The organism is Streptococcus sp. FSL R7-0248 (assembly GCF_037967965.1).
Classification (GTDB): domain Bacteria; phylum Bacillota; class Bacilli; order Lactobacillales; family Streptococcaceae; genus Streptococcus.
Genome location: NZ_CP150201.1, coordinates 785555 through 797639 on the forward strand (window position 1 = coordinate 785555; position 12085 = coordinate 797639).

10 protein-coding genes are annotated in these 12085 nt (G+C 41.0%); 8 read left to right on the top strand and 2 right to left on the bottom strand.

Annotation, left to right across the window (positions count from 1 at the left end):
- The 5 genes from udk to mprF all read left to right on the top strand — a co-directional run bounded on the left by udk (position 1) and on the right by mprF (position 6409).
- A complete protein-coding gene (udk, locus tag NYE32_RS03910; protein WP_002890688.1) occupies positions 1-636 on the top strand; it encodes a uridine kinase in 636 nt (211 codons plus the stop codon).
- Positions 637-672: 36 nt separating this feature from the next.
- Positions 673-2592 carry an ABC-F family ATP-binding cassette domain-containing protein gene (locus NYE32_RS03915; RefSeq protein WP_339157095.1) on the top strand — a complete coding sequence of 640 codons (1920 nt, stop codon included), beginning with the start codon at positions 673-675 and terminating at the stop codon, positions 2590-2592.
- Positions 2593-2681: 89 nt separating this feature from the next.
- Positions 2682-2942: a YiaA/YiaB family inner membrane protein gene (locus NYE32_RS03920; RefSeq protein ID WP_048674474.1), complete on the top strand. Its 261-nt coding sequence runs from the start codon at positions 2682-2684 to the stop codon at positions 2940-2942.
- A 195-nt stretch (positions 2943-3137) separates the two neighbouring features.
- The gene (locus NYE32_RS03925; protein ID WP_339157096.1) at positions 3138-3857 is read left to right on the top strand and encodes an alpha/beta hydrolase; all 720 of its coding nucleotides are present in this window, start codon (positions 3138-3140) and stop codon (positions 3855-3857) included.
- On the top strand, positions 3854-6409 hold the full coding sequence (gene mprF / locus NYE32_RS03930) for a bifunctional lysylphosphatidylglycerol flippase/synthetase MprF (protein ID WP_049528789.1): 2556 nt from the start codon (positions 3854-3856) through the stop codon (positions 6407-6409). Before NYE32_RS03925 ends, mprF begins: the two co-directional genes overlap by 4 nt.
- 54 nt (positions 6410-6463) lie before the next feature.
- Here the strand turns inward: mprF and gatD are convergent, their stop codons facing one another.
- On the bottom strand, positions 6464-7252 hold the full coding sequence (gene gatD, locus NYE32_RS03935; RefSeq protein ID WP_037600521.1) for a lipid II isoglutaminyl synthase subunit GatD: 789 nt from the start codon (positions 7250-7252) through the stop codon (positions 6464-6466).
- Positions 7252-8595 carry a lipid II isoglutaminyl synthase subunit MurT gene (murT, locus tag NYE32_RS03940; RefSeq protein WP_156685435.1) on the bottom strand — a complete coding sequence of 448 codons (1344 nt, stop codon included), beginning with the start codon at positions 8593-8595 and terminating at the stop codon, positions 7252-7254. Before murT ends, gatD begins: the two co-directional genes overlap by 1 nt.
- A 101-nt stretch (positions 8596-8696) precedes the next feature.
- Here murT and cdaA point away from each other — a divergent pair, with 101 nt between their 5' ends.
- The 3 genes from cdaA (at position 8697) to glmM (ending at position 12083) form a co-directional block, all read left to right on the top strand.
- Positions 8697-9548, top strand: a complete 852-nt coding sequence (cdaA, locus tag NYE32_RS03945; protein ID WP_037600527.1) for a diadenylate cyclase CdaA — start codon at positions 8697-8699, stop codon at positions 9546-9548.
- Positions 9545-10510: a CdaR family protein gene (locus NYE32_RS03950; RefSeq protein ID WP_156685434.1), complete on the top strand. Its 966-nt coding sequence runs from the start codon at positions 9545-9547 to the stop codon at positions 10508-10510. Before cdaA ends, NYE32_RS03950 begins: the two co-directional genes overlap by 4 nt.
- A gap of 220 nt (positions 10511-10730) precedes the next feature.
- Positions 10731-12083: a phosphoglucosamine mutase gene (gene glmM / locus NYE32_RS03955; RefSeq protein WP_060972739.1), complete on the top strand. Its 1353-nt coding sequence runs from the start codon at positions 10731-10733 to the stop codon at positions 12081-12083.
- The last annotated feature ends 2 nt before the right edge of the window (positions 12084-12085 follow it).

Below are 12085 nucleotides of genomic sequence, written 5' to 3' on the forward strand. Positions count from 1 at the left end.
ATGCCTAAAAAACCGATTATTATTGGGGTTACGGGTGGCTCTGGTGGAGGTAAGACCAGTGTTTCTCGTGCCATTCTATCAAATTTTCCAGATGAGAAAATTGCTATGATTGAGCATGATTCTTATTATAAGGATCAGTCACATTTGACTTTTGAAGAGCGTGTATCAACGAACTACGACCATCCCTTTGCCTTCGATACAGATCTTATGATTGAACACATCAATGAGCTGATTGCTGGGCGACCAGTGGATATTCCGATTTATGACTACACCCAACACACTCGTAGTGAAAAGACTTATCGTCAGGAACCACAGGACGTCTTCATTGTTGAAGGGATTTTGGTACTTGAGGATAAACGCTTGCGTGATTTGATGGATATCAAGCTTTTTGTAGATACTGATGATGACATTCGTATTATCCGTCGTATCAAGCGTGACATGGAAGAGCGTGGCCGTAGCTTGGATAGTATTATTGAGCAATATATCAGTGTGGTTAAACCTATGTACCACCAGTTTATCGAACCTACGAAACGCTACGCAGATGTGGTGATTCCTGAAGGTGTCACAAATACTGTTGCTATCGATTTGATTAATACTAAGGTAGCAAGCATTTTGAAAGAAAGTCAGAAAGCCTAAGCAGGAGCTTGGCTTTTTTGGTATAATTGAAACGTTATGATTATTTTACAAGGAAACAAGATTGAGCGCTCTTTCTCAGGGGATGTGCTCTTTGATAATATTAATATTCAGGTAGATGAACGCGATCGTATTGCCCTTGTTGGACGTAACGGTGCTGGGAAATCAACCCTATTGAAAATTTTGGTTGGAGAGGAAGCGCCGACAAGTGGTGAAATCAACACAAAACGTGATTTGAATTTGTCTTACTTAGCTCAGGATAGTCGCTTTGAGTCTAGCAATACCATCTATGCGGAAATGTTAAATGTTTTTGCAGGTCTTCGTGCAGACGAAAAACGCCTTCGTGACATGGAAATGAAGATGGCTGAGTTAACTGAGTCAGACTTGGACAAGTTAATGACTGACTACGATCGCCTTTCTGAGGATTTCAGACAGCGAGGTGGTTTTACCTATGAATCTGATATCAGAGCCATTCTCAATGGTTTTAAGTTTGATGAAAGCATGTGGGAGATGCCTATTTCAGATCTTTCTGGAGGGCAAAACACGCGCTTAGCTTTGGCGAAAATGCTGCTTGAGAAGCCTGAACTCTTGGTACTGGATGAACCGACTAACCACTTGGATATCGAAACCATTGCCTGGTTGGAGAATTACCTGGTCAATTATCAGGGAGCTCTAGTCATTGTCAGTCACGACCGTTATTTTTTGGATAAGGTGGCGACAGTAACCCTGGATTTGACCAAACATAGTTTAGATCGTTATGTCGGAAACTATTCAAAATTCATGGACCTTAAGGCTGAAAAGTTGGCCACTGAAGCAAAGAACTTCGAAAAACAACAAAAGGAAATTGCTAAGTTGGAGGACTTTGTTAATCGTAATATTGTCCGTGCTTCTACAACTAAGCGTGCTCAAGCCCGTCGTAAACAGCTAGAGAAAATGGAACGTCTGGATAAGCCAACAGAAGGCCAGAAGTCAGCTAATATGACTTTTCATGCGGATAAGGTCTCTGGGAATGTGGTCTTGACAGTTAAGGATGCTGCTATTGGTTATGACGATGAGATTCTCTCAGAGCCTATTTCCTTGGATGTTAAGAAGATGGATGCCATTGCCATCGTTGGTCCAAATGGTATCGGGAAAACAACCTTTATCAAGTCGGTAGTGGGTAAATTGCCTTTTATCAAGGGAACGTCAACCTATGGTGCTAATGTTGAAGTGGGGTATTATGATCAAACCCAATCTGCCTTGACACCGTCGAACACAGTCCTTGATGAGTTGTGGAATGATTTTGCGACGACTCCTGAAGTTGAGATTCGTAACCGTCTGGGGGCCTTTCTCTTCTCAGGTGATGATGTCAAAAAGTCTGTTTCCATGCTTTCTGGTGGTGAGAAAGCTCGTCTGCTCCTAGCTAAATTATCAATGGAAAACAATAACTTCCTCATCCTAGATGAGCCGACCAACCACTTGGACATTGATAGTAAGGAAGTCTTGGAGAATGCCCTCATTGACTTTGATGGAACGCTTCTCTTTGTCAGCCATGACCGTTACTTTATCAACCGTGTGGCAACCAAAGTGATGGAAATTTCTGAGGATGGGGCAACCATTTATCTTGGAGATTATGATTACTACCTTGAAAAGAAGGCGGAGCTTGAAGAGTTAGCACGTCTTGAAGCAGAGGAAAATCAAGTAACAGAGGAAGTCCAAGTAGCTTCAGCGGGTGCTAGTGATTATCAAGCTCAAAAAGCCAATCAAAAAGAGATGCGTAAATTAAGCCGACGCATTGAGCAAATTGAAAATGAGCTAGAGACGATTGAAGAACGATTGGAGGAAATCTCTGCTGCCATGCTTGAAACAAATGACGTGGCAGAATTGTCTGACTTACAGAAAGAGCTGGATGACTTATCAGTCAATCAAGAAGCTCTGATGGAAGAGTGGGGTGACCTATCAGAACAATTGGAAAGTTAAGGAATGATGAGAACCTTTTCATGTTTTGAGTTGTGAAAGGCTTACATTGTTGGTATAATAGTCTTAGTATATAAAAGGAGACTAACTTTATGAACAAAGTAAAGAAAAAAGTGTATCGTAACACAACATCTTTCAACATGATGGCATGGGGATCATTTGGCTTCTTCGTAATCTTGATGTTGGTAGGCCTCTATACCCTTAAAGAGCCTTTGATGGTTAAGGGTTACTATCTCATGGGATGTGTTGGTTTGATTTCATCTTCATTTACAGTATCTAAGGTTGTCCGTGATAACCAAGAAGATGAAGAAAACTATAATAAGCTCATCGCTCAACAAACTTTCGAACAATAAGAGGAGAAGCCTGAAAAGGCTTTTTCTTTTTGCAGAAAATGCACAAATATTCTGACTCTTCCCTAGTGGAAGTGTTATAATGGAGTGAAGGGGGTTAGATGGTTTTGGAATGTGATAAGTCCAACTCATCAGCCCTAATGCCTTATAAGACTAATTATCGTATAAGAGTGCGTTAGTGAAAAGGTAGGTAATATTATGGAATTCAAAGTGAAAGATGGTCAAATCATCTATTATCGTGATCTCGGTAAAGGCTTTCCAATTGTTTTTTTGCATGGCAATAATTTGTCAGGAAATTACTTTGGTAAGCAAGGAATTCTGTATCGAGACTATCGTTTAATTTTCATTGATAGTCGTAATCACGGCAGGTCCAGTCGTCAGAGTGTAAAGATGACCTTTGAACAGATGGCTGCCGATTTGGAGGAAATTTTGCAATATTTGAATATCAAGAAGGCCTTATTTGTCGGTCATAGTGACGGTGCTAATTTGGCTATGGTTTATGCTAGTCGTTATCCTGACCGGATTGCGGGACTCCTACTTAATGCAGGGAATATGACCTTTAATGGGTTGACGAGACGCTCAAGATTCGCGGTCTATATACAATATCTGTGCTTAAAGGCCTTGTCACCATTTTCATCTAAAATGGATATCATGGCTCAGGTAACGGGTCTTATGCTTCATGACTTGCCATTAGATAGGGAACGTCTACATCAGGCTGCCTATCCTGCTTGGGTAGTTATGGGGCAAAGGGATGTTATCAGTATTAGGCATTCTAGAGAGATTTCAGAGCTCTTTCCGATTCATAAGCTCTATGTCCAACGTCGTGAAGGGCATCGTCTAGCTCAACGTAAATATAAGGTCTTTAATCATATGATTCGTGAGCTTGTGAGAATTAGTCGAAAAGAGGTGGTGGCATGAAGCGTTTTTTAGAGAGACTTCAACCTTTAAAAGCAGCCGTTAAATCCATCTTCTTTATCTCGATTACGGTCCTTGTCGTCATAGAATTGGTTCGTCTAAAACGGACCATCACTTTAGAGTCACTGGAGTCAGCTCTGTCCGGTTTGTCTATTTGGCATCTTGTTTTGATGGCTGTCATCGGACTAGTCGCTGTCTCCCCCATGCTCTTTTATGACATTATACTGAATAAGGAGCTAGAAACGGATTATTCCAAATCCTATATCTTAGAAACAAGTTGGGCTGTCAATACCATTAATAACTTGGCTGGTTTTGCTGGTTTGGTCGATGTGGGACTACGATATTCCTTTTATTCTGAGGATGGGCAGGAAAAGACAGGTGTTAAGGCACTTTCTCGTTTATTACCTTATTTTATGTCGGGCCTATCCCTTTTAAGTGGTTTGGTATTCGCTGTCTTTTGGTTCTTCCCTCTCAGTCCAGACTTAAGAAAATATTGGTTACTCTTATTGGGTATTTTCCTTTATCTGCCTTTTATTTTCTTTGTTTCTAGTCGTGAAAAGTTAACCTATTTTGGTCAAGTACCGTTGAAAACGAGGCTAAGTCTTCTTTTAGCTTCGACAGCTGAATGGGGAACGGCCCTGGGGAGCTTTGTCAGTGTGGCTTATTTAATGGGCTTACATGTTCCCCTTTATAATCTGGTTCCACTTTATTTCCTAGCGGTTATTATTGGTATCTTCTCTATGATTCCGGGTGGGATTGGTAGTTTTGATTTGATTGTGATTACCGGTCTGACCTCTATGGGGGTTAGCAATGCTCTTGCGGTTAGTCTGCTCTTGCTCTTTCGTTTAACCTACTACGTTATTCCCTTCTTGCTTGGTGTTATCTTCTTTTTCAAACACATGGGAGGACGTATCAACGAGAAATACTTCAAACTTTCTTCACGAGTATTTGGTGGAAGTCTCCACCGTTTTCTCGTATATTTGCTACGTTTTTTAGGGATTTTCTTGATTTTGTCTGCCCTAATCCCTGAACGCTTGGCAAATGTTTACTTTATTAGCCGTTTTGATCCTATTCAGGAACAGTTGATTTGGCAATTCCCAAGTATCCTATTTGGTACCCTATTCATTTTCATGGCTCGTCTCATTAGACGTCGGGTTAAGGGTGCTTTTGTTGCCTCCTTGATAACCTTTGTCTTGGCCTTAATTTATGTCAATCTCAATGGTATTTCATGGGCCATGTCTTTCCTAATTTTACTCTCTTTGGTGCTTATGTTGATCATCAGAAAAAGGTTGTATCATCGTTACTTTGTTTATAGTTGGGAAGACAAAACCAAGGATTTTCTTTTCCTAGCCTTTACGATTCTGGTTCTTCTCGTTTTGGGTGGCAGTGGTTTTTGGTCTCATTTGTTGCCACCTAAGAACCGAGATGTTCTTGGACATTTTGTTCATATTTGGTTTGATATTTTACTGGCATCAGTTATCATTGCAACCATAGTTTGGGGAGTCTTGAGAATTTTGGCACCCCGCAGGCCTTTTGGTCAAAGCATGGATGATGAGCGCTTCACAGCTCTCCTTGAGAAATATGGAGGTGCATCAGAAAGTGCCCTGGCTTATTTACATGATAAACGCCTCTTTTGGTATCGTGTCGATGGACAAGACCAGGTAGTTTTCCAATTTGCACAAACCAGTAACAAGTGTGTGGTTATGGGAAATCCGATAGGTAATGAAAACTATTACCGAGCAGCTTGGGAATCTTTCTTGAAGACCTTATCGGATTGGAATTTACAAGCCTTGTTTTATGAGGCAGATGAGAGTATTACCCTGATGCTTCATGATTATGGCTTTGATTTTATGAAATTTGGGGAAAATGCCATGGTTGATTTGACGTCATTTTCTGTTGATGGTAAGCATGGTAAGAAGTTCCGTAAGCCAACCAATCGTGTTGAAAAAGCAGGTTTCCAGTTTAAGTTACTTGATCCTCCATTTTCAGAGACTCAAATGCAAGAAATGAAGGCTGTCTCAGATATTTGGCTTAACGGTCGTAAGGAGAAGGGCTTCTCCCTTGGTTTCTTTGATGTAGCCTATTTGCAGCAAGCACCGATTGCTATTGTGGAGAGTGAGGAGGGAGAAATTGTAGCCTTTGCCAACATCATGCCAACCAAAAACAAACGGGTGGCGACGATTGACCTTATGCGTTATGACTTTGAAAAGGCACCTGAAGGCATTATGGATTACCTCTTTGTGAAACTCTTCCAGTACTTCCAAGCAGAAGGAAAGCAGTACTTTGATATGGGAATGGCTCCACTCGCGAATGTGGGTACTGAAGAAGATAGTTTTTTGGAAGAGAAGGTTGCCAATTTGGTCTATGTCTTTGCGCAGCGCTTTTACTCTTTTAGTGGGCTCCAACGTTATAAGGAGAAGTTCTCTCCAATTTGGTCTCCCAAATATATTGTTTATCCTAAACGAACTTGGCTCTTGTTTGATATGATTGCCATTCTAAGGATTGATAATCGAAAAATTGAAGACAGATTGAAGAAAAGACGACTTTGGAAATAGAGATGAAAAAATAGCGAAACCCTTAGGGTTTCGCTATTTTGCTATGTCATAGAATTATTTTTCAAATTCTGCTTTTGATTTAGTATCTGCGTATTCTTCAGCGACTTCACTTGAAAGAATGTCATTGTAACTTGGCAATTTAATGTCTTGGCCATATTTGTTACGAAGGGCAGTAGTGACCAAACGGTAGGCCAGGTTGGCGTTACGAGAAAGAATTGGTCCATGGAAGTAGCTACCATAAACATTTTTATAGTGGACACCCTCAGAACCGTCTTCCTTGTTATTACCATTACCGTAGACCACTTTTCCAAGTGGTTTTTCATCATCAGAGAGGAAGGTGCGCCCTTGGTGATTCTCAAAGCCATAGTAAGTTTCATCGAACTCTTCGTTATGGATCTTGATGTCACCAATATAACGATTATTTTCTTGATTGAGGGTGTAGTGGCCCATAACACCGATACCATCAATGCGAACACCATTAGCCTGGATGTAATATTGACCAAGAAGTTGGAAACCACCACAGATGGCAAGAATTACTTTGTTATCTTGGATGAATTGACCAATAGCCTCACGCTTAGTTGGGAGGTCTTTAGCAACGATGGATTGTTCGTAGTCTTGACCACCTCCAAAGAAGACCATGTCGTAGTGGTCCTTGTCGAAGTCATCACCAACTGAAACGATGTCGAAGGTCATCTTAGCACCAAGTTTTTCACCCACGTATTTGATCATAAGGACATTTCCGTTGTCACCGTAGGTATTGAGTAGATTACCATAAAGGTGGGCAACATTTAGGTCATAGGTGTAGTCACGATTTTCTGGAGATTTGAGTGAAGTATAAGTCATTAGTTCATCTCCTTTCCGACAGCATGACGTTGAGCAAGAATATCACGGAATTCAAGCATGGCAGTATAGGTCGCTAAGATATAGGCATGATCGCAATCTTGTTTTTCAATCAAGACCATAATATCTTCAAGTTTTTCTGCTTGCGTAATCTTTTCTTCTGGATAGCCGGTTACACGAAGACGGCGGGCAATTTCAGAATGGCGAACACCACCAGCGTTAATCTCAGGGATATCCATCTCGAGAATGCTTTCGAAGTTGGCATCCCAAATCCAGCTGGTGTCAATACCATCAGCATAGTTGGCGTTAAGAAGGACTGACAAGCTAAACGGATAATCTGCAAGTTTAATCATATCCAGAGCTTGGCTAGCTCCCACAGGATTCTTAATTAGTACGAGAGTACATGATTTGTCACCAATCTTAAAGGTTTCTTGGCGTCCAAAGACAGCACGACTCCTATCAAAACCAGCTTTGATTTGCTCTGGAGCCACTCCGAAGAATTCAGCGACAGAGACGGCAGCAAGGGCATTGTAGATGTTATAAAGGCCACCGACATTAATCTTGTAATCTTGTCCATCAATGACAAATTCAGAAGTAGTGTTAGTGATTTTAGTCAACTCTGTTAGCTTATAGTCTAATTCTGGACGGTGGAAGTCACAGTTGAGGCATACATAGTCACCCAGATTAGCATAAGTATTGAGGCGATACTGAAGAATGCTCTCACATTTAGGGCAGACAATTCCTTCGGTATTATAATGTGCCAGCTCTGGAGCGTGTTTTTCAGTGTCAAAACCATAGAAGCGTACAGGATTGACCACTTCTTTAGAATTAAAGAGAGGACTGTCCCCATTGGCCAAAATAGTGGCCTCAGGTGCCTTAGCAGCACCATCTAAAATCATCTGATAAGTAGTATAGATTTCACCATAGCGGTCCATTTGGTCACGGAAAATATTTGTGAAGACAAAAAGACTTGGAGTGATGTATTCAGTGATTTTTGGAAGGCTAGCCTCGTCAATTTCCAAGACAGCAATTTTCTTACCAGACTTGGCTTTTTTAGCTGTTAGGAAAGTAGAAGTGATTCCTGTGATCATGTTGGCCCCACTAGGATTGGTCACAATCTCACCAAAAGCTTCTCTAAGAATACCTACTGTTAAAGCTGTTGTCAGAGTCTTACCGTTGGTTCCAGTGACAACGACAATCTCGTAGTCCTTGGCTAAAGTGTCTAAAATATCTTTGTCAAATTTAAGGGCAATTTTTCCAGGCAGGGTTGAACCACGTCCCAATTTTGAAAGGACGAAATGGCTAGCTTTACCCGCCAGAATTCCCATGGTAGTTTTCATAGTCATGAATTTATTTTATCACAAAAAGTAGTGATTGTAGTCTCAAAATAGTTAGAATTCGTGGTATAATAGAAACTGTTTAAAAATTAAAAGAAAGTGTGATATGTATGGGAATACTTTCGTCCATTGATATTGATTTTTGGCGGTCACTCTTTGATAGTCCGCTGAAAGTTATCGTCAATAGTTTGGACATATTGATTGTTGCTTTTTTAATTTATCGCTTTATTAGGGCCCTAAGAGGGACAAAAATTATGACCCTTGTTCAAGGGGTTGTCTTATTTATTTTAGTCAAACTGATTTCTGATTTTATAGGCTTCACGACGATTTCTTATTTGATGAATCAGGTTATCAACTATGGAGCTATTGCAGCGGTTGTAATCTTTGCACCAGAGCTTCGTTCTGCTCTTGAAACCTTTGGACGTACGCCTCAGCATTTTTTGCAAAATAAAGAGGTTAGCTCAGACGAGAAGTTGGTTCAAGCCTACGTTAAAGCTGTTAAGTACATGAGTCCTCGTAAGATTGGGGCCTTGGTTTCTATTGAACAGACTCAGACCTTACAAGAGCAGATTGCGACTGGAATTCCACTTGATGCGGTGGTGACTGGGGAACTTTTAATTAATATATTCATCCCAAATACACCGCTTCATGATGGGGCAGTTATCATCAGAGATAACAAGGTTGCGACGGCTTGTTCTTATCTGCCATTGACGGAATCTAATAAGATTTCCAAAGAGTTTGGGACTAGACATAGGGCTGCCATTGGTCTTTCAGAACAGACAGATGCACTGACCTTTGTTGTGTCTGAGGAAACTGGTGCGATTTCAATTGCGTACAAGGGAAATTTCATCCATGATCTCTCTGTTCAAGAATTTGAACAAGAGTTGAGTCTTATCTTGTTGAAAGAACAAGAACCACGTCAGTCATTCTTCCAACGTTGGATGGGAGGTAGCAAAAAATGAAGCGTTTCGTAAATTTCTTTAAAGACGATCGTTTATGGCAGATGCTAGTTGCTCTCTTCTTTGCTGTGGTACTCTTTTTCACGGCATGGTCGGGAAATACGCAAAATAAAAACAATAGCTCAAGTGCATCTAATACCTTTACACAAACCATTGAGTCGGTTCCTGTAGATATAAAATATGATAGTGATAAGTACTTTATCAGTGGTTATTCCTATGATGCCGAGGTCTATTTGACGGCGACAACACAGCTGGCTTTAACGACTGAGACAAGTAGTGATACACGTCACTTTAAATTAGTTGCTGATTTGTCAAATCTGAGTCAAGGAACCAGTCGAGTACCTATTCAGGTTAAGGATCTTCCAGCCGGAATGTCTGCGCAGGTATCCCCATCAACCTTGACGGCAACTATTGGTAAAAAAGCCAGCAAAACTTTTGACGTAGTAGCTAACATCACTTCTGATAAGTTGGCAAATGGCTATGAGGTTAAAAAGGTTAGCCTGGATAACACCAAGGTAGAAGTGACCTCGAGTGAAGATATCATTAACCAGATTGATCACGTCCAGGCAGTATTGGAAGGTAATACAAACCTGTCTGAAGATTATGATGGTAACTTGGTTCTTCAAGCAGTTTCGACAAATGGTACAGTCCTAGCAAGCTCTATCTCACCAGCTAAGGTACATGCAAAGATTAGTTTACGAAAATTAAGCAAATCTGTTCCTGTTAAGGTCGAACTGACTGGAGATAAGGCTAGCAATGTGTCTAGTATTAGCTATAGCTTTAATCGTGGACATGTGACTATTGTTGGTAGCCAAGAAGCTATGGATAAGATTGATAGCATTACAGTCCCTGTTGACATTAGCCAAGTGACTAAGGACACTTCAAAAACAATAGACCTTAAGGCAGAAGGTGTTACGATTCAGCCTGGCACTGTTAAGGTTAACTTAAAAGTTACGCAAAAATAGGGGAGTTACATTTTTCCTAAATTCATGTATAATGGATGGGATTGAGAGGGACTAATCTCATAAAAATGTAACCAATTAAAAATGTTTAAAATCAAGGGTTGAAAATATTGGCGAAATCTTATAAAGTTAGATTGTCTAGATAGATTTCACTAGATTGACTCTTGCTAAACAGCATCACAGTTTAAGGAGGATTTAGTGCTCAAGCACTAATAATAAAATTATGGGTAAATATTTTGGAACAGACGGTGTTCGTGGAGAAGCAAACGTTGAACTTACGCCTGAATTGGCCTTTAAATTAGGTCGTTTTGGTGGTTATGTGCTTAGCCAACATGAGACTGGCCGTCCTAAAGTTTTTGTGGCACGTGATACACGTATCTCTGGTGAGATGTTGGAATCTGCCTTAGTAGCAGGTTTGCTCTCAGTGGGTATTGAAGTCTACAAACTTGGAGTACTTGCGACACCTGGCGTCTCATACTTGGTCCGTACGGAAAATGCAAGTGCTGGTGTTATGATTTCAGCCAGCCATAATCCAGCTCTTGATAATGGTATCAAGTTCTTTGGTGGCGATGGCTTTAAATTGGATGATGCGCGTGAAGCGGAAATTGAAGCCCTTCTCGATGCTGCAGAAGATACGCTTCCACGCCCTTCAGCTGAGGGACTTGGAACACTTGTGGATTATCCAGAGGGTCTTCGTAAATACGAAAAATTCTTGGTGGCTACAGGTGTTGACCTCGGTGGCATGAAAGTTGCCTTGGATGCGGCTAATGGAGCAGCTGCGGTATCTGCACGTAACATTTTCCTTGACTTGAACGCAGAAATCTCTGTTATTGGTGACCAACCTGATGGCCTTAACATCAATGCTGGTGTTGGTTCGACACACCCAGAGCAGTTGCAAGCCTTGGTTAAAGAAACTGGCTCAGCTATTGGTCTTGCCTTTGATGGTGACAGTGACCGTCTCATCGCTGTTGATGAAAATGGCGATATTGTTGATGGTGATAAGGTGATGTATATCATTGGTAAACATTTGTCTCAAAAAGGCGAGTTGGCTAAAAATACTATTGTAACAACAGTTATGTCAAACCTTGGTTTCCACAAGGCACTTGACCGCGAAGGCATTAATAAGGCAGTGACAGCTGTTGGTGACCGTTATGTTGTCGAAGAAATGCGTAAAAACGGCTACAACCTTGGTGGTGAACAGTCTGGACACGTTATTATCATGGATTACAACACAACTGGTGATGGTCAATTGACAGCAATCCAATTGACTAAAGTCATGGTTGAAACAGGTAAGAGCTTGTCTGAATTGGCTTCAGAAGTGACCATCTATCCACAAAAATTGGTTAATATCCGTGTGGAAAATAGCATGAAAGATAAGGCTATGGAAGTTCCTACAATTGCCGCTATCATTGAAAAAATGGAAGCTGAGATGGCTGGGAATGGACGTATCTTGGTTCGTCCAAGTGGTACTGAACCTCTTCTTCGTGTTATGGCAGAAGCCCCAACAGATGATGAAGTGAATTACTACGTTGATACGATTGCCGATGTTGTTCGTGCAGAAATTGGATTGGACTAAGT

What these genes read in the sequence shown, in the direction of transcription:
- gatD (WP_037600521.1), bottom strand. Translation starts at nt 7,252, where the DNA reads ATGACTTATACTTCACTCAAATCTCCAGAAAATCGTGACTACACCTAT.
- NYE32_RS03950 (WP_156685434.1), top strand. Translation starts at nt 9,545, where the DNA reads ATGAAGCGTTTCGTAAATTTCTTTAAAGACGATCGTTTATGGCAGATG.
- NYE32_RS03915 (WP_339157095.1), top strand. Translation starts at nt 673, where the DNA reads ATGATTATTTTACAAGGAAACAAGATTGAGCGCTCTTTCTCAGGGGAT.
- udk (WP_002890688.1), top strand. Translation starts at nt 1, where the DNA reads ATGCCTAAAAAACCGATTATTATTGGGGTTACGGGTGGCTCTGGTGGA.
- mprF (WP_049528789.1), top strand. Translation starts at nt 3,854, where the DNA reads ATGAAGCGTTTTTTAGAGAGACTTCAACCTTTAAAAGCAGCCGTTAAA.
- NYE32_RS03925 (WP_339157096.1), top strand. Translation starts at nt 3,138, where the DNA reads ATGGAATTCAAAGTGAAAGATGGTCAAATCATCTATTATCGTGATCTC.
- cdaA (WP_037600527.1), top strand. Translation starts at nt 8,697, where the DNA reads ATGGGAATACTTTCGTCCATTGATATTGATTTTTGGCGGTCACTCTTT.
- NYE32_RS03920 (WP_048674474.1), top strand. Translation starts at nt 2,682, where the DNA reads ATGAACAAAGTAAAGAAAAAAGTGTATCGTAACACAACATCTTTCAAC.
- glmM (WP_060972739.1), top strand. Translation starts at nt 10,731, where the DNA reads ATGGGTAAATATTTTGGAACAGACGGTGTTCGTGGAGAAGCAAACGTT.
- murT (WP_156685435.1), bottom strand. Translation starts at nt 8,595, where the DNA reads ATGACTATGAAAACTACCATGGGAATTCTGGCGGGTAAAGCTAGCCAT.